The sequence below is a fragment of the Aestuariivirga sp. genome (assembly GCF_047600585.1).
Lineage (GTDB): Bacteria > Pseudomonadota > Alphaproteobacteria > Rhizobiales > Aestuariivirgaceae > Aestuariivirga.
On sequence record NZ_JASGKP010000001.1, the window covers coordinates 2,655,319 to 2,675,587 of the forward strand.

Annotated in this window: 18 protein-coding genes; 9 read left to right on the plus strand and 9 right to left on the minus strand. The window is 64.2% G+C overall.

The genetic code is table 11. The features are described from left to right. Nucleotides 1–42: 42 nt before the first annotated feature. Together groL and groES are read right to left on the minus strand one after the other, a co-directional pair. Nucleotides 43–1,677, minus strand: coding sequence for a chaperonin GroEL (groL, locus tag QM801_RS13190; protein WP_415019674.1), 1,635 nt, complete (start codon nt 1,675–1,677; stop codon nt 43–45). 55 nt (nt 1,678–1,732) lie between these two features. After that, nucleotides 1,733–2,020 carry a co-chaperone GroES gene (groES, locus tag QM801_RS13195; protein ID WP_415019675.1) on the minus strand — a complete coding sequence of 96 codons (288 nt, stop codon included), beginning with the start codon at nt 2,018–2,020 and terminating at the stop codon, nt 1,733–1,735. Between the two features lie 271 nt (nt 2,021–2,291). Here groES and QM801_RS13200 point away from each other — a divergent pair, with 271 nt between their 5' ends. The 3 genes from QM801_RS13200 (at nt 2,292) to QM801_RS13210 (ending at nt 7,377) form a co-directional block, all read left to right on the plus strand. Further along, the gene (locus QM801_RS13200) at nt 2,292–2,957 is read left to right on the plus strand and encodes a M15 family metallopeptidase (RefSeq protein WP_415019676.1); all 666 of its coding nucleotides are present in this window, start codon (nt 2,292–2,294) and stop codon (nt 2,955–2,957) included. Between the two features lie 125 nt (nt 2,958–3,082). Next, on the plus strand, nt 3,083–4,273 hold the full coding sequence (locus tag QM801_RS13205; RefSeq protein WP_415019677.1) for an efflux RND transporter periplasmic adaptor subunit: 1,191 nt from the start codon (nt 3,083–3,085) through the stop codon (nt 4,271–4,273). 8 nt (nt 4,274–4,281) lie between these two features. Beyond that, nucleotides 4,282–7,377 carry an efflux RND transporter permease subunit gene (locus QM801_RS13210; protein WP_415019678.1) on the plus strand — a complete coding sequence of 1,032 codons (3,096 nt, stop codon included), beginning with the start codon at nt 4,282–4,284 and terminating at the stop codon, nt 7,375–7,377. Nucleotides 7,378–7,448: 71 nt separating this feature from the next. On the opposite strand, the gene QM801_RS13215 is transcribed toward QM801_RS13210, so the two are convergent. The 4 genes from QM801_RS13215 to QM801_RS13230 all read right to left on the minus strand — a co-directional run bounded on the left by QM801_RS13215 (nt 7,449) and on the right by QM801_RS13230 (nt 12,362). After that, nucleotides 7,449–8,315 (minus strand): CarD family transcriptional regulator, encoded by an 867-nt coding sequence (locus QM801_RS13215; protein WP_415019679.1) that lies wholly within the window; start codon nt 8,313–8,315, stop codon nt 7,449–7,451. A gap of 289 nt (nt 8,316–8,604) precedes the next feature. Next, nucleotides 8,605–8,940 carry a ferredoxin FdxA gene (fdxA, locus tag QM801_RS13220; RefSeq protein ID WP_415019680.1) on the minus strand — a complete coding sequence of 112 codons (336 nt, stop codon included), beginning with the start codon at nt 8,938–8,940 and terminating at the stop codon, nt 8,605–8,607. A 36-nt stretch (nt 8,941–8,976) separates the two neighbouring features. After that, complete coding sequence (locus QM801_RS13225; RefSeq protein ID WP_415020927.1) at nt 8,977–9,306, minus strand: RNA-binding S4 domain-containing protein; 330 nt, start codon at nt 9,304–9,306, stop codon at nt 8,977–8,979. Then, on the minus strand, nt 9,285–12,362 hold the full coding sequence (locus QM801_RS13230) for a helicase-related protein (RefSeq protein ID WP_415019681.1): 3,078 nt from the start codon (nt 12,360–12,362) through the stop codon (nt 9,285–9,287). The genes QM801_RS13225 and QM801_RS13230 overlap by 22 nt, the downstream gene beginning before the upstream one ends. Before the next feature lie 707 nt (nt 12,363–13,069). Here QM801_RS13230 and rpmB point away from each other — a divergent pair. The 3 genes from rpmB to QM801_RS13245 all read left to right on the plus strand — a co-directional run bounded on the left by rpmB (nt 13,070) and on the right by QM801_RS13245 (nt 14,538). Further along, a complete protein-coding gene (gene rpmB, locus QM801_RS13235) occupies nt 13,070–13,366 on the plus strand; it encodes a 50S ribosomal protein L28 (protein ID WP_415019682.1) in 297 nt (98 codons plus the stop codon). A 67-nt stretch (nt 13,367–13,433) separates the two neighbouring features. Then, entirely contained in the window at nt 13,434–14,084 is a 651-nt protein-coding gene (locus QM801_RS13240) for a DapH/DapD/GlmU-related protein (RefSeq protein WP_415019683.1), read from the plus strand. After that, a complete protein-coding gene (locus QM801_RS13245) occupies nt 14,074–14,538 on the plus strand; it encodes an MmcB family DNA repair protein (protein WP_415019684.1) in 465 nt (154 codons plus the stop codon). Before QM801_RS13240 ends, QM801_RS13245 begins: the two co-directional genes overlap by 11 nt. Nucleotides 14,539–14,543: 5 nt before the next feature. Here the strand turns inward: QM801_RS13245 and QM801_RS13250 are convergent, their stop codons facing one another. From QM801_RS13250 to QM801_RS13260, 3 genes are read right to left on the minus strand one after another with little or no spacing between them, the layout of a single operon-like run. Beyond that, nucleotides 14,544–15,095 (minus strand): ActR/PrrA/RegA family redox response regulator transcription factor, encoded by a 552-nt coding sequence (locus QM801_RS13250; protein WP_415019685.1) that lies wholly within the window; start codon nt 15,093–15,095, stop codon nt 14,544–14,546. A gap of 37 nt (nt 15,096–15,132) precedes the next feature. Further along, nucleotides 15,133–16,479, minus strand: coding sequence for an ActS/PrrB/RegB family redox-sensitive histidine kinase (locus tag QM801_RS13255; RefSeq protein ID WP_415020928.1), 1,347 nt, complete (start codon nt 16,477–16,479; stop codon nt 15,133–15,135). Nucleotides 16,480–16,510: 31 nt separating this feature from the next. After that, a complete protein-coding gene (locus QM801_RS13260; RefSeq protein WP_415019686.1) occupies nt 16,511–17,266 on the minus strand; it encodes a type 1 glutamine amidotransferase domain-containing protein in 756 nt (251 codons plus the stop codon). 107 nt (nt 17,267–17,373) lie between these two features. On the opposite strand from QM801_RS13260, the gene QM801_RS13265 reads away from it, so the two are divergent. Genes QM801_RS13265 through QM801_RS13275 form a run of 3 tightly spaced genes read left to right on the plus strand, consistent with a single transcriptional unit; the run spans nt 17,374 to nt 20,264 of the window. Then, nucleotides 17,374–18,222, plus strand: a complete 849-nt coding sequence (locus QM801_RS13265; protein WP_415019687.1) for a sugar phosphate isomerase/epimerase family protein — start codon at nt 17,374–17,376, stop codon at nt 18,220–18,222. Between the two features lie 3 nt (nt 18,223–18,225). Further along, complete coding sequence (locus tag QM801_RS13270; protein WP_415019688.1) at nt 18,226–19,437, plus strand: Tm-1-like ATP-binding domain-containing protein; 1,212 nt, start codon at nt 18,226–18,228, stop codon at nt 19,435–19,437. Beyond that, nucleotides 19,434–20,264 carry a phosphoenolpyruvate hydrolase family protein gene (locus QM801_RS13275; RefSeq protein ID WP_415019689.1) on the plus strand — a complete coding sequence of 277 codons (831 nt, stop codon included), beginning with the start codon at nt 19,434–19,436 and terminating at the stop codon, nt 20,262–20,264. Before QM801_RS13270 ends, QM801_RS13275 begins: the two co-directional genes overlap by 4 nt. Nucleotides 20,265–20,269 lie beyond the last annotated feature (5 nt).

Here is a 20,269-nt window from a genome sequence, read left to right on the forward strand (position 1 = left end):
TTCCGCCGGGGTTCGTTTCTCTAACAATGAGTGCAGAACTTCTTAGAAGTCCATGCCGCCCATGCCGCCGCCGCCCGGCATCGGAGCCGGGGCCTTGTCCTTCGGACGTTCGGCGATCATGGCTTCGGTGGTGATCAGCAGCGAGGACACGGAGGCCGCATCCTGCAGGGCCACGCGCACGACCTTCGCCGGGTCGATGATGCCCTTCTCGATCATGTCGCCATACTCTTCGTTCTGGGCGTCGAAGCCGAAGTTGCCCGACTTCTCGAGCACCTTGCCGACAACGATCGAGCCTTCAACACCGGCGTTCTCGGAGATCTGGCGGATCGGAGCTTCCAGCGCCTTCGAGACGATGTTGATGCCGGCCTGAACGTCGGCAACCTTCGAAGTGACCGTTTCCACGGCCTTCTTGGCGCGCAGCAGGGCAACGCCGCCGCCCGGAACAACGCCTTCTTCCACCGCAGCGCGGGTGGCGTTCAGCGCGTCGTCAACGCGGTCCTTGCGTTCCTTCACTTCCACTTCCGTGGCGCCGCCGACCTTGATCACGGCCACGCCGCCTGCGAGCTTGGCAAGGCGCTCCTGGAGCTTTTCCTTGTCATAGTCCGAGGTGGTCTCTTCGATCTGGGCCTTGATCTGGCCGCAGCGGGCGTTGATGTCGGCCTTCTTGCCGGCGCCGTCGACGATCGTCGAGTTTTCCTTCTCGACCTTCACGCGCTTGGCGCGGCCAAGCATGTCGATGGTCACGTTCTCGAGCTTGATGCCGAGGTCTTCGGAGATAACCTGGCCGCCCGTGAGGATGGCGATGTCTTCCAGCATGGCCTTGCGGCGGTCGCCGAAGCCCGGAGCCTTCACGGCGCACACCTTGAGGCCGCCGCGCAGGCGGTTGACCACGAGGGTGGCGAGCGCTTCGCCTTCGATGTCTTCAGCGATTATGAGGAGCGGACGCGAGGTCTGCACCACGGCTTCGAGGATCGGCAGCATCGGCTGCAGCGACGAGAGCTTCTTCTCGTGCAGCAGGATGTAGGGATCTTCGAGCTCGGCCACCATCTTGTCGGCGTTGGTGATGAAGTAGGGCGAGAGGTAGCCGCGGTCGAACTGCATGCCTTCGACGATGTCGAGTTCGGTTTCGGCGGTCTTGGCTTCTTCAACCGTGATGACGCCTTCGTTGCCGACCTTCTGCATGGCCTTGGCGATCATGTCGCCGATTTCCTTTTCGCCGTTGGCGGAAATCGTGCCGACCTGGGCCACTTCGTCGGAGCCCTTCACCTTCTTGGCGCGCTTCTTGATGTCCTCGATTGCAGCGGCGACGGCGAGATCGATGCCGCGCTTCAGGTCCATCGGGTTCATGCCGGCGGCCACGGCCTTGGCGCCTTCGCGGACGATGGCCTGGGTCAGCACGGTGGCGGTGGTGGTGCCGTCGCCGGCGAGGTCGTTGGTCTTGGAGGCGACTTCGCGCACCATCTGGGCGCCCATGTTCTCGAACTTGTCCTCAAGTTCGATTTCCTTGGCGACGGTGACGCCGTCCTTCGTGGTGCGCGGAGCGCCGAAGGACTTGTCGATCACGACGTTGCGGCCTTTCGGACCGAGCGTGACCTTGACGGCATTGGCGAGAATGTCGACGCCGCGGAGCATCTTCTCGCGCGCATCGCCGGCAAAACGGACTTCTTTGGCAGCCATTGGATTTTATCCTCTGAATTGGTCTGTGTACGGAACAAAAAAAGCGTGTCTGGAATTATTCCAGCACGCCCATGATGTCGCTTTCCTTCATGATCAGCAGCTCCTGGCCGTCGATCTTCACTTCGGTGCCCGACCACTTGCCGAACAGCACGGTGTCACCGCTCTTGAGGTCGATCGGCACGAGCTTGCCGTTTTCGTCGCGGGCGCCAGGACCCACGGCAACAACCTTGCCCTGCATCGGCTTTTCCTGAGCCGTGTCGGGGATGATGATGCCACCCTTGGTCTTGGTGTCTTCTTCAACCCGCTTGACGACAACGCGGTCGTGCAAAGGACGGAACTTCATGCGAAACGCTCCTAAAATATTGTTTTGATTATTGAAACGTGTGCAGACCCTCCCGGCCTGCACCCGCCTGTTAGCACTCTGGAATGGAGAGTGCTAACAGCTGCCCGGTGAGATAGGACGCGGCCTTTCGCTCGTCAAGAGGGCGTAAACGCAAAAGATTCACCATGAAATTCATATGGTTAATGACGGAGCCCCTGGTCTACCGCGTTTGCCCGGCACGTCTCGCAGCTTGGGGGCGACCGGAGCACGGGAAGGCAGTACAACTTCAGGCATGATCCCCCGCCTCGCCACCTTCAGCCTGGGGCTCGTTCTCCTCATTGCTCCCGCCGGTGCCACCTCCCCGCCCGCCTCCTCGATCTCGCCCGTTCCCGATGCCGTGTGGGCGGAGATGCAGGGCAAGTCCTTCAACCCGGACATTAAGGGCTGCGCGGGCCGCGATGAATTGCGCCTCCTCGTCCTCCCCTACCGAGATTATGAGGGCAAGACGCAGCAGGGCCGGATGATCGTGCACCGCGATGTTGCAGAGGTTGTGCGCGCGGTCTTCGTGCAACTCTACGCGGACAACAGCTTTGCCATCGCGCGCATGGAACTGGTCGATGCCTATGGCGGCGATGACGATGCCTCCATGGCCGCCAACAACACCTCCGGTTACAATTGCCGCGCCGCTGCAGGCTCTGCGCGACTGTCATCGCATGCGCGCGGCATCGCCATCGACGTGAACCCCCGCACCAATCCCTTCGTACGAGAAGGCACGACATCGCCGCCGGCGGGAGAGGATCTCGACACGCCGGAGGAACGCGAGGCCCACGCGTCGGCGCCGGGCCTCATCAGCGCAACGAGCGCCATCACCAAGGCCTTTGCAGCGAAAGGCTGGACATGGGGCGGAACCTGGAAATCGTCGAAGGACTACCAGCATTTTTCCGCCGACGGGCATTGAAGGACCGGCACTGCATGTGACCCCTTTGTCATTTGCAATTGCAGGTGATCGCTGAAAGAAAAGTCTCCGGGGAGCGACGGAATCGGCAGCGCCAACCGTCCTGATCGGATTGCAAGGGAAGCTTCATGGCGAAGAGACGTGTTTTTCTGGGCCTCATCGCGCTGGCCGCCGTTGCGGGCCTTGGCCTGCAGGTGACCGGCACCTGGCCCGTGGCCTATGGCTGGCTGCAATCTCATGTGCCGGGCCTCGGCGGTTCTGGCGCAAAGGCGCCGGCGGATCAGGCCTCGGCGGCGGGCAGCACGGGCAAGAAGCCCGGTGCGCAGCAGGCTGGCGGCGGTGCTGGTGCTGGTGCTGGCGGCAATCGCGGGCCTGCGCCTGTCGAAGTGGCCGAAGCCCAGAAGCAGACCCTGCAGGACAGCATCTCGGTCATCGGCAGTCTTGCAGCGCAGGAGTCCGTCACGGTGGCGGCCGATACCTCGGGCCGCATCGTTGCGGTCTCTGCGAAGGACGGCGCGGCAGTGAAGGCGGGCGATCCGCTCTTCCAGCTTGATGGCGCACTTCTCGAAGCGGAGATGAAAGATGCCGATGCGCGGCTGCGGCTGGCGCAGGTGACCTATGACCGCAACCGCACCCTCGCCAAGAACAACACCGTGGCGCAAAGCAACCTCGACCAGTCCAAGGCCGAACTCGATCAGGCGCAGAGCGCCAAGGATCTCGCCCAGGAGAAGGTGAACCGCCTCACCGTGCGTGCGCCCTTCGATGGCTATCTCGGGTTCCGCCAGGTTTCGGTCGGCGCCTATGTCACGGCAGGGATGCCGCTCGTCACCCTCGACCAGATCACCACGCTCAAGGTGAGCTTCTCGGTGCCCGAGCGCTACTTTACCGCCCTCAGCGTCGGCCAGAGCGTCGACGTCACCTCCGACGCCGTGCCGGGCAAGAGCTTCACGGCGGAGATCACCGCCATAAATCCCGCCATCGACGTGAACGGCCGCGCCCTGCAGGTGCAGGCCACGCTGGACAACACGGCCCTTGCGCTCCGCCCCGGCATGCTGGTGCGCGCTGCTGTGCTGGGCGCCAAGCGCGATGCCGTCACCGTGTCGGAAGCCGCCATCGTTCCGCAAGGCAGCAACAGCGTCATCTTCGCGGTGAAGGACGGCAAGGCCGTGCGCCAGGTCGTCACGACAGGCCAGCGCCGCGACGGGTGGGTGGAAATCACCTCGGGCGTTGACGCCGGAACGGAGGTCGTCTCGGCCGGTGCCACGCGCCTTGCCGATGGTGCGCCTGTGAAGGTCGCAGCACCTTCAACGGCGGAGTGAGGTCGCCCATGTCGCTTCCCGAACTCTGCATCCGCCGCCCCGTCTTCGCCACCGTTCTCAGCCTCATCCTCGTGCTGATCGGCCTCATGGCCTACAGCCGGCTGACGATCCGGGAATATCCCAACATCGACGAGCCGCAGGTCTCGGTGACGACGAACTATTCGGGCGCCTCTGCCGAAATCATCGAAAGCCAGGTGACGCAGGTGCTGGAAGGCTCGCTCGCCGGCATCGAGGGCATCGACACGATCGAATCCTCCTCACGTTCTGAACAGAGCCGCATCACCATCCGCTTCCGCGCCGGTGTGGCAATCGATTCCGCCACCAGCGACGTGCGTGACCGCGTCAGCCGTGTGCGCCGCTCGCTCCCCGACGACATTACCGAACCGGTGATCGCCAAGGTCGAGGCCGACGCCCAGCCGATCATCTTCCTCATCGTGCGCTCCTCAAAAATGGATGCGCTGCAACTCACCGACTATGTGAGCCGCTTCGTCGCCGACCGCTTCAAGAATCTCGATGGCGTGGCGGACGTCAGCATCAACGGTGACCGCCCCTATGCCATGCGGGTGTGGATCGACTACCAGAAGCTGGCCGGTCTCGGCCTCACCGTGCAGGACGTGGAGAATGCCATCCGCGCGCAGAACGCCGAAATTCCGGCGGGCCGCATCGAAGGCACCGACCGTGAATTCACCGTTCTCTCGCGCACCGCGCTCGGCACGCCCGAACAGTTCCGCGAGATCAAGCTGAAGAATGCCGGTGGCCTGCAGGTGACGCTGGGCGACGTGGCGCGGGTGGAACTCTCGACCTCGGATGTCCGCCGCGAAAGCCGCTACGAGGGCAATGCCGCCATCTCGCTCGGCATCGTCAAGCAGGCGGTGGCCAATCCGCTCGACGTGGCGAACGCGGTGAACGCCGTGCTGCCCCGCGTCAACGCCACGCTGCCCGAGGGTACCACGGTGGAGGTGGGCTTCGATTCCACCGTCTTCATCGAGCGCTCCATCCACAATGTCTTCCAGACCATCATCGAAGCGGTGATCCTGGTGACGCTGATCATCCTCGTCTTCCTGCATTCCTTCCGGGCGGCCTTGATCCCGGTCGTCACCATTCCGGTGTCGCTCGTCACCGCCTTCGCGCTCATGTATCTCGCAGGGTTGTCGGTCAACACGCTTACCCTGCTCGCCTTCGTGCTGGCGATCGGCCTTGTGGTCGATGACGCCATCGTCATGCTCGAGAACATCTTCCGCCACATCGAAGAAGGCATGAAGCCGTTCCAGGCGGCGCTGAAGGGCGCACGCGAGATCGGCTTTGCCATCGTTGCGATGACGCTCACGCTTGCCGCCGTCTATGCGCCGATCGCCTTCACGCCAGGGCGTACCGGCCGCCTCTTCCTCGAATTCGCCGTGACCTTGGCGGGCGCGGTGGTCGTCTCGGGCTTTGTCGCCCTCACACTCACGCCGATGATGTGTTCGAAGCTGCTCAAGCACAATGACAAGCCCAACGTGCTCATGCGCGGGGTGGAACGTGCACTCGAATTCCTCGAGCGCACCTATCGCGCCGGCCTTGCTGCTGCAATCAGCGCCCGCTGGCTGGTCATGGTGCTCGCCCTCTGCGTGGCGGGATCGGGCTACTGGCTCTTCACCCATGTGAAGTCGGAACTTTCGCCCACCGAAGACCGCGGCACGCTGCAGGTCCAGGGCAGCGCGCCGGAAGGTGCGAGCTTCGGCTACACCCAGCGCTATGCCCGCGACATCGAAACGATCCTCGCCGGCGTGCCTGAGCTGCGCTCGGCGCTGATGATCGTGGGCGCGGGCGACGTCACCCGCATCCTCTCTTTTGGCCGCCTCAAGGACTGGTCCGAACGCAGCCGCAGCCAGCAGGAAATCGTGCAGTCGGTGCTGCCCAAGCTCCGCGCCATTCCGGGCATCCAGGCCTCGGCCAGCAACCCGCCCTCGCTCGGCACCCGCGGCTTCGGCAAGCCCTTCCAGTTCGTGCTGCAGTCATCGACCTCCTATGAAGACCTGAATGCCATCGCCAACAAACTGGTGGAGCGGCTCAAGGACAATCCCGGTTTTGCCGACCTCGACACCGACCTCCGCCTCAACAAGCCGCAGGTCGAGGTGCAGATCGACCGCGCCCGCGTGGCGGATGCCGGTCTCGATGTCTCGGTCATTGGCCGCACCCTCGAAACCCTGATGAGCGGCCGCAACGTTACCAAGTTCGAGATCGACGGCGAGCAGTATGACGTGACCGTGGCCCTGCCGCCCGAGGACCGCTCCTCGCCCGACATCCTCTCGCAGATCTACGTGCGCGGTACGAGCGGCACCATGGTGCAGCTCTCGAGCGTGGTGAGCTACAAGGAGAACGTGGCGCCGCGCGAGCTGAAGCGCTTCAACCAGCTTCGTGCCGTCACCATCGAGGCCAACCTGGCGCCGGGCTTCACCCTGGGCGAGGCCATCCAGGCCGTCGATGTCGCCGCGAAGGAGGTCCTCCCCGACAACGTGGTGAGCGACCTCACCGGGCAATCGCGCGAGTTCCGCGATTCAAGCTCCAACATCGCCTTCATCTTCCTCCTCGCGCTCGCCTTCATTTACCTCGTGCTCTCGGCCCAGTTCGAAAGCTTCCGCGATCCGGTGATGATCATGATCAGTGTGCCGCTCTCGCTCACGGGTGCGCTCGCCGCGCTTTACTTCACGGGCGGCACGCTCAACGTTTATTCACAGATCGGCCTCGTGACGCTGATCGGCCTCATCACCAAGCACGGCATTCTCATCGTCGAATTTGGCAACCGCCTCCAGGAAGAAGGCATGGAGCGGCGCAAGGCGGTTGTGGAAGCCGCCGTGCTGCGACTCCGCCCGATCCTGATGACCACGGCGGCCATGGTGCTGGGCGCTGTGCCGCTGGTGCTGGCGGAAGGCGCGGGTGCTGAAAGCCGCATGCAGATCGGCTGGGTGATCGTGGGCGGCATGACCTTCGGCACGCTGCTCACGCTCTTCGTCGTGCCGTGCGTCTACGCCATCATGGGCCGCAGGCACGGGCATCAGGCCCCGGACGAGGATGTTCCCTCAGCACCGCAGCACGACGAGCCACTGAAGATCGCCGCCCAGTGACGGCACAAAAAAAGACACCGGGTGAAACACCCGGTGTCAGTGATCCTGCAGGAGATCCTTGAGAGAAAGTCTTAGGCCGCTTCGTCGGCGGCTTCGTCGTCGGTCTTCTCGCCGGGGGCAGCACCGCGCTTGGCGTTGCGGGCGAGATAGTCTTCGAGTTCCTTGATGCACTGGTCTTCATCGACCTTGCGCACCGCGGCAAGCTCGCGGGCGAAACGGGCCAGCGCCTGTTCGAAGAGCTGACGCTCCGAATAGGACTGTTCCGGCTGGCGCTCGGAGCGGTAGAGGTCGCGGATCACTTCAGCGACGGCAATCATGTCGCCGGAGTTGATCTTCGCATCGTATTCCTGGGCGCGGCGCGACCACATGGTGCGCTTGATGCGGGCGCGGCCGCGGATCACCTTCATGGCGGTCTCGATCATCACGCGGTCGGCGAGGTGGCGCATGCCCTTCTGCTCGGCCCGGTTGGTCGGCACCTTCAGGCGCAGCTTTTCCTTCTCGAAGTCCACGATGTAGAGCTCGAGCTTGGCGCCGGCGATTTCCTGCTCCTCGATGTTGGAGATCTTGCCAACGCCGTGGGCCGGATAAACGACGAGCTCGCCCACCTTGAAGATGATCTTCTTGGGCGCAGGCGCCGCCGGAACGGCAGGCTTGGCAGCCGCCGCAACGGGCTTCGCCGCAGGCGCAGGCGCGGGCTTGGCGGCGGCAACCGGCTTGTGGGCCGGGGCCGGCTTGGCGGGCGCGTGGGCGGGCTTCGCAGCCGCCTTGGGAGCGGGCTTCACGGCGGCCTTCGGAGCGGCCTTGGCAACCGGCTTGGCGGCGGGCTTGGCCGCAGCCTTCGCAGCCGGCTTGGCGGCAGCCTTCGGCTTGGCCGCAGGCTTCGCCTTGGCGACCGGCTTGGACTTTGATTTTGCCGCTGTTTTCTTCTTTGTGACCATACTGCCTGACCCTTTTCTGTTCTTGGCGGAAGGGCTCGTTCAGGGGCCTCTTCGCGCAATCCCGTGGGAATGGGCGCAAAAAAATCCGAGCGTTCCGCCCGGATGTTCCTGCTTCATTCCCCATGATGTCTACATGGGGGTCTCATAGCATAATTTTAAGGGAAATTAAAGCGACAGTGCTCCGTGTACGGCGCAATTCTGCCCTCCGCCCAAGAAGATGGTTAATGCTGCCGCAGTGCAGCGGGGCAAAAACCGTGGAATTTCGCCCTGTTTCGGAAAGCCTAACGGCTCAGTCACCCTGCCCCGGTTCGGGCGAGAACAACGCCAGCTTGCCGGGCTTGCCGTCATGCTCCTTGGCGTCGGGCGGCGGATCGCGCTTCACGGTGATGTTGGGCCACTTGGTGGCATATTCCGTGTTGAGCTTCAGCCACTGCTCGAGGCCGGGCTCGGTATCGGGCTTGATGGCCTCGGCCGGGCATTCCGGTTCGCACACGCCGCAGTCGATGCACTCGTCAGGGTGGATCACCAGCATGTTGTCGCCCTCGTAGAAGCAATCAACTGGGCAAACTTCCACGCAATCCATGTACTTGCACTTGATGCAGTTCTCAGTGACGATGTAGGTCATCTATAGGCCTGTGATATCCGTTTTCCGCGGGCCGCTCTAGCAGACGGGGGGCGGGCTTGCATCCTGTTTTTGCGCCGCACCCTCATGCGTCTGCCCGCTGATCTCCTCATAGAGCTGCCGGGCCGCAGCGGGCGGGCCCCGCCTCTCGGCTTCTCCAAGCACCTTGACCACCCGCACCTGCCCTGCCACCGCGATGGTGAGATGGTCACCCGGCTTGATGGCCAGGCTTCCCTTGCTCACCCGCACCCGGTTCACGCGCAGGTTGCCGGCCTCGACAAGGGCCTGGGCATCCGCACGGTGTTTCACGAAGCGGGCGTAGACCAACCACTTGTCGATGCGCTGGCTCAGGTCTTTTCCTTTTCGAATTGGGCCTTGAGGGCGCCCAGAACGGCGAAGGGCGAATTGGGGTCCGCCGGGCGGTCGCGGCGCGGGGCCTTGTCGCGCGAGCGGTCGTCCCGCCGGTTCTCGTTCCGGCTCTCGTTGCGCTCGTCCCGGCGGTCCTTGCCGCGAAAGCCCCGGTTCTCGCGGTTCTGGTCCCGGTTCTGGTCACGCTCTTTCCCGTGGCGGTGATGGCGCTTGCCCTCGGGCCGGCCTTCGCCCTCGACACGGGCCTCGCCGCCCTGCTCCCCGGCCGGGCGTTCTCCACCCCGCCGGTTGCCGCCGTGGCGGGCCTCGCGGTTGCCGCGGTGATCGGGGCGATGGCGCTGCTGGCGGAACGGGCCCATGCCCTCCGGCCACCAGACATTGGTTTCAACGAGGTCAGACTCGGCGGCGGACGCAGCAGCCGCCTCGGGAGCCGCCTCCGCCGGAGCCGGTTCCGAAGGTGCATCGGCAGCCGGTGCCTCGGCAATGGGAGCTTCGACAGGTGCGGGTTCGGCAACAGCCTCTGCGGCAGGCGCTTCAGCAACGGCCTCAGATGCCACAGGTGCAGCCGCCGGCTGGCCCTTGGCGCCGGGGGTTGCCACCTTCGGCAGCATCTTCTTCTGGGCGCGGAAGCCCAGGCTGGTCAGGATCGCCTCGAACTCCTCGCCCGAGCAACCGACAAGCGACATCATGTCGGGCACAATGGTGAAGCCACCGCCCTCGACGGCACCCTGCGGACGCGCCTCTTCCGGAATGCGCGGCTTCCAGAACACACGGTCGCGGATCAGGTCGGAGAGCCGTTCCAGCATGTCGACGCGGACGGCGCGCGGCCCGCACAGGCGGTAGCCGCACATGCGGTAAAAGCCCTCGGGCTTGGACGGATTGGCAGCGGTGGAGGTGAGGCCATTGGCGGGGGCCGCTGGCACATCACCCGAAACGGTGCCCTGCTTCTGCTGCTCGAGCCACCAGAGAACAAGGCGCACATCGGTGGCGGCGGGCTTCAGAAGCGCCGGCAGGAACAGCGTGAAAGCGCCGAACCGCACGCCGAGGGCGCGCAGCTTGGCGCGGTCGTCCTGGCCGAGTTGCTTTACCTCTCCGGCCACGCCATCGCGCGGCAGCACGCCATAGTTCTCAGCCAGGCGGTAGGCGATGCCGCGGGTGAGACCTTCGAAGCCTTCCGCCTCTTCCAGCTTCATCAGCGGCTCGATGAGCGCTGCGATCTGGCGTTCGGCAAATTTCTGCAGGCGCTCGCGCACCAGTTCGCGGTCGGTGGGCGGCAGCACATCGTCGGCAATCACTTCGGCGCGCGGGCGGAAACGGGCATCGGCGGCAACGAGGCGGCCCACCGGATGGCCCTGCCATTCGATGAAGCCGAGGCGCGACAACTTCAGCTCGGTATCGGCGGTGGCCGAGAGCGACTTCGCCCGTGCCGTCACTTCGGCAGCCAGTGCCTGAACCGCAGCCGTCTTCAGCAGGCGCGTCTCGCTTCCTGCCACGGCGGGGTCCGCCACGAAACTCAAACCAGCGATCTTGCCGATTGCCTCACCCTCAACCGCAATCACGCCATCTTCTTCAACGCTCGACATCAAACCTTCCTTCTTGGCCAGCCGCCGCATCAATACACTGGTTTTGCGGTCAATGAAACGATGCGTAAGGCGTTCGTGCAAGACGTCCGACAGGCGGTCCTCGATCTCCTTGGCCCGGCCCTGCCAATAGAGCGGGGCCTCCAGCCAGTCCGAGCGGTTGGCGATGAAGGTCCAGGTACGGACGTGCGAAATGCGGGTGGAGAGCGTGTCGATACCGCCCTCGATATTGTCGCAGTGGGCGAGCTGCTGGGAGAACCACTCCTCGGGGATGTAGCCCTTGCCGCTCTGCAGGAACGTGATGACCCGGCCTACCAGGTGGGCGTGCTCGGCGGGCGAGATATTGCGGTAATCCGGGATCTGGCAGGCCTCCCAGGCCCGCTCCACGTCGGTGGCGGAGGAGACCAGGCTGCGAACGCTTTCGTCGCGGCAGACGGCCTCGAGGGCCTCCACGTCGGCGGCGTTCTGGGCCCGGGTCAAGCCCTCCTGCTTGGGGAGGTAACCCAAGCTCTTGCGCAGGGTGTCGAGGGAGCGGAAATCCAGCTCCCGGTTCCGCCACTGCAACACGCGGACGGAATCGAAATTGTGGTTCTCCAGCCGGTCGATCACTTCCTGCTCGAAGGGTTCGGCCTCGCCCGAGACGCCGAAGGTGCCGTCATTGAGGAAGCGCCCGGCGCGGCCCGCCACCTGCCCCAGCTCGGCGGGCGTCAGATGGCGGTACTGGAAGCCGTCGAACTTGCGGGTGGAAGCGAAGGCCACATGGTCCACATCCATGTTGAGGCCCATGCCGATTGCATCGGTGGCGACAATATAGTCCACGTCGCCTGACTGGTAGAGCGACACCTGGGCATTGCGGGTGCGGGGCGACAACGCGCCCATGACCACCGCGGCGCCGCCCTGCTGGCGGCGGATGAGTTCGGCCACGGTGTAGACCATCTCGGCCGAGAAGGCGACGATGGCCGAGCGGCGCGGCAGCCGGGTGAGCTTCTTCTGCCCGGCATAGGTGAGCTTCGAGAGCCGGGGCCGCGAGACGAAGTTGGTGCGCGGCAGGAGCCGCTCCAGAATGCCCCGCATGGTGGAGGCGCCGAGCAGCATGGTCTCGTCAATGCCGCGGCGGTGCAGGATGCGGTCGGTGAAGATGTGGCCGCGCTCGAGATCGTTGGCGAGCTGGATTTCGTCGATGGCAAGGAACGGCACATCGACGCCCGGCGGCATGGCTTCCACGGTGCAGACCCAGTAGCGCGGCTGGGCGGGAATGATCTTCTCCTCGCCGGTGACGAGGGCCACCGCATGGTCCCCCGCCCGGAGGCGCACGCGGTCATAGATCTCGCGGGCCAGCAGGCGGAGCGGCAGGCCGATCATGCCGCCGCCGTGGGCCAGCATGCGTTCCACGGCGAGGTGGGTCTTGCCTGTGTTGGTGGGGCCCAGAACAGCGGTGACGGGACTGCTGCGCTGGCTGGCGCGGAGGGAGGTCATCTGAGTCAGAGATTTAGGTCATCGCACCCGAATGACAACAGTCAGGCGACAGTTTTGAGACCGGTTTTGAGACGCTTTTGGCACAGGGGCTTAACCTCTGGATTCAATGGCGAACGGAACACGCCCGAATCGGTTAAACCTCGGGTTTCGCGTTTTGTTCCTTGGGAATTCCTCGCATTTGAACAAATTTGGAAAGGCCCCTGCCGAGCCCTTCCGGCGCGAAAGCAGGGTTTTGCCACCCGCCGGATTAAGAACTGGCGGAAAGTTTTAACGGAAGCTGACCCATAAGCCTCTGATTGTCGGCGCGATTTTAAGAAAGCGTTCCTCGGCGGAACAGACTGTGATCGAATCGCTGAATTGTGGATTTTCGCTGTTTGTTCACGCCATCCATAGTGGGTCCCCGCGTAAAAAACACAAGAAACGCGGGGGTCAGCGGCTTGCACTGCCCGGTGGAGGCGGGATTCGAGCTGTTGACGTTAACCTCTTGTCCCACTTCGGGACTTTTGTTCCAATTGGCAGTCAGGCGATGGCTTGCGCCTGATGCAGCGCCGCCCTATCCCCTGCCCGAACGGTCCACGCCGCATCCTGACGCGCAAGAGGCCCGCTGATCGCTTGACCTCTCCCCCTCGCCTCGCTATGGAGCCACTCACATTCATGCCGGAAACGGGAGTTTCCGGCTTTCTTACGTTGAGATTACGGAGAGTAACATGTCGCGCCGCTGTGAATTCACGGGCAAGGGTTGGCTTTCGGGCAACCAGGTGAGCCACGCCAACAACAAGACCAAGACCCGCTTCATGCCGAACCTCTGCGACGTGACGCTGATGTCGGACGCCCTTGGCAACTCCTATTCCTTCCGCATCAGCGCCAACGCGCTGAAGTCGGTCGAACACCGCGGTGGCCTCGATGCCTACCTGCTCAAGGCCAAGAACGACGAACTCTCGGCCAAGGCGCTGAAGCTGAAGCGCGCCATCGCCAAGAAGCTGGAAGGCCAGAAGGCCGCCTGATCCGGGCTTCAGTCTGATTTTCGAAAGCCGCTCCCACAGGGGGCGGCTTTTTTGTTATCCTCCGCCCATGGATTCCGAAGGCCAGCCCAAGCGCCATTCTCCCAAGGCCACTCGTGATGGCACGCCGCGCGTGCATGCGAGCGCCTCCCTGCGCGATTGCGAGCTTGGCCGCTTCACCGATGTGGCCGAACGCGTGGTGATGGCGGAGTGCACGTTGGGCGACTACTCCTATGTCGAGCGCGGCGCCGAAGCGATCTACACCGACATCGGCAAGTTTTGCGCCATTGCCTCCAATACCCGTCTCAATGCGTTGGAACATCCGATCGAGCGCATCTCGCAGCACAAGATCACCTACCGCCCCAACGAGTATTTCCTCGGCGCCAAGATCGACAAGGATTTCCGCGCCCAGCGGCAGGGCAAGCGTGTTCGGATCGGCCATGATGTGTGGATCGGCCACGGCGCGGTGTTGATGCCGGGCGTGTCCATCGGCCATGGCGCGGTTGTTGCGGCGGGCGCGGTGGTGACCCGCGATGTTCCGGCCTACGCCATCGTGGCGGGCGTTCCCGCCGAAACCATCCGCTGGCGCTTCGAGGAAAACATCCGTGAACGGATCATTTCGCTTGCCTGGTGGGATTGGGAGCACGACCGCCTGGCGACCGCCGTCGATGACATGCGCAAGCTTTCGATCGAGGAGTTCCTGGAGCGCCATGGAGGGTAGCCCGCTCATCCTGCCGGTCGATGGCCGGCAATCGGAAACCGCATTCGCGGTGCAGCGCGGCGTCTGCCGGCTGATGCGCGAGCATGGCTTTGCCGTCATCACGGAATTCTCGCTGGCCAGCGGCCGGCGCGCCGATGTCTTCGGCGTGCGGCAGGATGGCTTCATCTGGATCGTCGAGATCAAGTCGAGCCTCGAGGACTATCGCGCCGACCAGAAGTGGAACGAATACCGCGACTACTGTGACCGCTTCTCCTTCGCCATTCCGCTTGCCATGGATGCCGCCATCATTCCGGTGGAGGCGGGCCTCGTCGTCGCTGATCAATATGGCGCGGAGATCGTGCGCGTCACCGACGATCACCCGCTGCACGCCTCACGCCGCAAGGCCGTGACCCTGCAGTTTGGACGTGTGGCCGCGCAGCGCCTGCACGGACTCTATGATCCACTGATGATGTGACGTGATTACTTCGGCGCGCGCTTGGCGAGGATGCGCTGCAGTGTCCTGCGGTGCATGTTGAGGCGGCGTGCCGTTTCCGAGACATTGCGGTTGCACAGCTCGAAGACGCGCTGGATGTGTTCCCAGCGCACGCGGTCTGCCGACATGGGATTTTCCGGCAGGGCCTGGCGATGGTCCTTGTCGTCGGAGACAAGCGCACCATAGACCGCATCGGCGTCCGCAGGTTTCGCCAGATAGTCGATGGCGCCCAGCTTCACGGCGGTGACGGCGGTGGCGATGTTGCCATAGCCCGTGAGCACCACCACGCGGGCATCGGGGCGCGCGTTATGCAGTGCCTCGATCACGTCGAGGCCATTGCCGTCGGCAAGGCGCAGGTCCACCACCGCATAGCCCGGCGCCTGGCGTTTCACCTCGGCGATGCCTTCGGCCACCGTATCCGCCATGCGGACCGAAAAACCACGCGCTTCCATGGCGCGCCCAAGACGCGTGAGGAACGGCTTGTCGTCGTCCACCAGAAGAAGGGTCTTGTCGTCGGGCATTGCTGCGGGCTGGTTCATGATCGGATTACGTCAATGGCCCCTGTGGCGGATCGGGTCAAGAGGGCTGCGCAGGCGTTGGACCAATGTCGACCACGCTGCGGGTCCAGGCCATGGCGACGCGGGCGCCCTGGGCCGGCGGCTTCTGGTTGGTCAGCGTCACGGTTGCACCCGACCGTTCCAGCAGGGTTTTGGCAATGAAGAGGCCGAGCCCCATGCCCTCGTGGGTGCCGTCGGCCACCGCCGCCTCGGTGTAACCGGGGCGGGTGGTGACGTAAGGGTCGCCGAGGCGGTCGAAGATCTGCTGGTCGAAGCCCTTGCCGTCATCGCTCACTGTGACGAGCACGGTCGACTTGGTCCAGGTTGCATCGACCACGACCTGCGTGTCGGCGAAGTCGATGGCGTTCTCGAGAATGTTGCCGAGGCCATAGGCAATCGCCGGGTTGCGTCGGAACACAGGCTCGGGCGACTTCGCGTGTTTCGCATCCGCCTTGCAGTTTATGACGATCTCGACATCCGAACCGCGTAGCGGCGCCACGAGGTCTTCGAGCAGCGAGGAGAGTTTCAGGCGGCCATAAACCTCATCCGAGGCTTCGTCGCGGTTGGAGAGGCGCTTGAGAATTTCGCGGCAGCGCGCCGTCTGGCTGATGAGGAGTTCGATGTCTTCGGCGTGTACCGAGTCCGACGGCATCTCGCGCTTCAGTTCCTTGGCGACGAGAGCGATCGTTGCAAGCGGCGTTCCGAGTTCATGGGCGGCGGCGGCGGCAAGGCCATCGAGTGCGGAGAGGCGTTGCTCGCGGGCGAGAACGATTTCGGTGGCGCCCAATGCCGCCGACATCTGGCGGGCTTCCTCGGCGATGCGGCGGGCATAGATCGCCGCGAAGACAGTGCCGCAGACGATGGAGAACCAAAGGCCCGCAAGATAGTTGGGCGGCAGTTGCAGCGTCTCGCCCTTCGGCCAGGGCAGCGGCAGATGATAGAAGGCGAGCGCCGTGGCGCAGCCGAAGCTGAGCGAGCCCAGCGCCAGCGTCGAGCGCAGCGGCAGCGACGTGGCCGAAACGGTGACCGGCACGAGGAAGAGGAAGGCGAAGGGATTCTGCAGTCCGCCCGTGAGATAGAGAAGGCCCGCAAGCTGGGCCGTGTCATAGGCGAGCAGCAACCCCGCCATCTTCGGGCTCAGCAGCAGGCTGCCCGGCCAGCGGATAGTGAGGAAGATGTTGAGCCAGGCCGAGAGCGCGATGATCCCGAAGCATGGCCCCATGGGCATGGGATAGCCCAGCACCAGCGCCACGAAGAGAATGGCGGTCGATTGCCCGATCACTGCAAGCCAGCGCAGGCGCACGAGGGTGCGCAGGCGCAACAGGCTTGCACCGGAACTGGAAATCTCGCCGGGGTCGATTGTCAGGGCCAAGGTGCCCTGCTGTTACTCCAGCCGGTCAGGCCTTCACAAGCTGCTTCACCAGCTGCTCCACCATGCGGGGAAGGTCATAGGGGAAGCGGGCGGTGATCAGGTTGCCGTCCACCACGCAGGGCTCGTCCAGCACCGTGGCACCGGCGTTTTCGAGGTCGATCTGGATGTTCCACACGGCGGTGGCGCGCTTGCCCTTGAGGATGCGGGCGCTCACCATCACCCACTGGCCGTGGCAGATGGCGCAGGTGGGCTTCCCCGAAGCATGCATGTCGCGCACGAAAGCCTGGGCGTCCTTGTCGGCCCGCAGCGCGTCCGGGTTCCAGCAGCCGCCGGGCAGGATCAGCGCGTCATAGTCCGCAATCTTCGCCTCATCCATGTAGCGGTCGATCTTGATCCAGCCCGCATTCTCCATCAGCCGAATGGCGAGCACGTGCGTCTTGGTCATCTCCGGGAAGCGGAGGCCGAGGGTGGAAGGAAATTCGCCGATGCGCGGCGAGACCACATGCACCGTGGCGCCGTGTTCGGTGAGCCAGCGCATGGCGCCCAGGATCTCCACCTCTTCCACGCCGTTCGAGCAGCAGATGGCGATCTTCTTGCCCTTGAGCAGTTCGCGGTTGCCGGGCGGGCTGAAGAGGAAATCATTGAGCTCGCGATTGAGCTCGCCATCCGCCGTGCAGAGAAGCTCGGTCGAAATCGACGGCACAGGCGATTGCGTCATCAGTTGCTGCATGCGGTGAAAGGCGGCGGCTTGCAGCGGCGTCGGCGAAAGGGGCTTGTTCATGATGCGGTCTCCCATTGTTTTTGTGGTGGCGCCGCAAAAACGCGCGTTGCGCGATTGACACCGCCAGTGATTGTGCAAAAACTGTTATATCAGTTTGGGAGGGCAATATGAAGTACGGATTTAACCTGCTGCTGTGGACGGGGCATGTGACGGAAGAGCACGTGCCGATCTTCAAGGCCCTCAAGAAGGCGGGCTACGATGGCGTGGAATTGCCGCTGTTTGAAGGCACTCCCGAGCACTATGCCAGGCTGGGCGATCACCTCGACAAGATCGGCCTCGAGCGCTCAACCGTGAGTGTATTGGGCGCCGGACACAACCCCCTGTCGCCGGACAAGGCGCAGCAGGCCGCCGCCCTTGAGCGCGCCAAATGGGCCGTCGATTGCACGGCAGCCCTCGGCGCCTCGATCCTCGCCGGACCCATGCACTCCGAGATCGGCTACTTCACCGGTGGCGGTGCCACGGCGCAGGAGCACAAGCGCGGTGTCGCCTTCCACCGTCGCGCCGGCGACCACGCCGCGAAGAAGAACGTGCGCTTTGCCGTGGAGGCGCTGAACCGCTTCGAATGCTATTTCCTCAACACCATGCAGCAGCTCTCCGATCATCTCGACGAGGTCGATCATCCCAACATCAAGGCGATGTATGACACCTTCCACTCCAACATCGAGGAGAAGGATCCGGTGGCCGCGATCAAGACGATCAAGAAGCACATGATCCACGTGCACATCTCGGAGAATGACCGCGGCACGCCGGGCAAGGGCCATGTGCCCTGGGCGGAGACCTTCAAGGGCCTGAAGGTGGCCAAGTATGATGGCTGGATGACCATCGAAGCTTTCGGCCGCGCCATTCCCGCCCTTGCTGCAGCAACCCGCGTGTGGCGCGACTTCTTCCCCGCCAAGGAGGAAGTCTACAAGTTCGGCCTCAAGACCATGAAGACCGGCTGGGCCAAGGCGCGCTGAGCCATGACAACGGGCACGGTCTATGTGATCGGCACCCTCGATACCAAGGGGGAGGAACTGCATTACGCCGCCACACTGGTGCGGAGTGCGGGCGCACGGGCGCGGCTCGTTGATGTCTCCACCACCCGCCATTCCGGCAGTGCTGACGTTTTGGCAGCCGATGTGGCGGCCCATCACCCCGATGGTGCGAAAGCCGTGCTCGACCTTGGCGACAGGGGTGCCGCCGTCACTGCCATGGCGACCGCCCTCACCCACTATCTGCTGGCGCAGCGCGACGTGGGCGCAGTGCTCGGCCTTGGCGGCTCGGGCAACACGGCCATCGTCACCACCGCCATGCGGGCACTGCCCGTGGGACTGCCGAAGATCATGGTCTCGACACTGGCTTCCGGCAACGTCGCCCCCTTCGTCGGCGCCAGCGACATCATGATGATGCATGCGGTTGCCGATGTGGCCGGCCTCAACAGCGTCACCCGCAAGGTGATCGGCAATGCGGCCCATGCGGCGGCGGGCATGGTGCTCAACGACATTCCTCTCCCCGATGTGGCGCGGCCCGCCGTGGGCCTCACCATGTTCGGGGTCACAACGGCAGCGGTCACACAGATCCGAACCGAACTGGAAGAGACGCACGACTGCTTCGTCTTCCACGCCACGGGCACCGGCGGCCAGTGCTTCGAGAAGCTGATCGACTCCGGCCTCCTCACGTCGGCGGTGGACATCACCACGACGGAGGTCGCCGACTTCCTGTTCGGCGGCGTGCTGCCCTGCACCGATGACCGCTTCGGCGCGATCATCCGGCGTGGCATCCCCTACATCGGCTCGGTGGGCGCCTGCGACATGGTGAACTTCGGCGCGCGCGACACCGTGCCCGCCCGCTACGAGGGCCGCAATTTCTACATCCACAATCCCTTCGTCACCCTGATGCGCACGACGCCCGAGGAGAACACGGCCATCGGTACCTGGATTGCCGAGCGCCTGAACCGCATGGAAGGGCCGGTGCGCTTCTTCCTGCCGCTGAAGGGTGTCTCCGCCATCGATGCCGAGGGCAAGCCCTTCCACGATCCCGCTGCCGATGCGGCGCTCTTTGCTGCGATCGAGAAAAACTTCACGCCCGGCCCGCAGCGCAAGCTCATCAGGCTGGACGCCCACATCAACGATCCCGCCTTTGCCGCCGCTGTCGTTGCGGCCTTCCGCGAGATCACTGAGGAGAATTCATGAGCAAGCTCACCCGCAAAGCCCTTCTTGCCCACTTCCATGACATGATCGAGCAGAAGAAGCCGATCATCGGCGGCGGGGCCGGCACGGGGCTTTCCGCCCGCTGCGAAGAGGCAGGCGGCATCGACCTCATCGTCATCTACAATTCGGGGCGCTATCGCATGGCCGGGCGCGGCTCGCTCGCAGGCCTTCTCGCGTATGGCAATGCCAACGAGATCGTGAAGGAGATGGCGCGCGAGGTGCTGCCCGTCGTCAAGCACACGCCGGTACTGGCCGGCGTGAACGGCACCGACCCCTTCATGATCCGCGGCCATTTCCTCGATGAACTGAACGCTCTGGGCTTTGCCGGCATCCAGAACTTCCCCACCGTCGGCCTCTTCGACGGGCTCTTCCGCAAGAACCTGGAAGAAACGGGCATGGGCTATGGCCTCGAGGTCGAACTCGTGGCCGCAGCCAATGCCAAGGACATGCTGACCACGCCTTACGTGTTCAACCCGGATGAAGCGACTGCCATGACCAAGGCGGGCGCCGACATCATCGTCGCCCACATGGGCCTCACCACCGGCGGCAACATCGGGGCCGAGACGGCGCTGAAGCTGCCCGACTGCGTGCCGCTCATCGCCGAGATTGCGGAGGCCGCACGTCGCGTGCGCAAGGATGTGATCGTGCTCTGCCACGGTGGCCCGATCTCGTCGCCGGAAGACGCCGCCTACATTCTCCGCAACACCAAGGGCATTCACGGCTTCTATGGCGCAAGCTCCATGGAACGCCTGCCGACCGAGCGGGCGCTCACCCAGCAGACCCGCGATTTCAAGTCCATCAGTTTCTGAGGAGA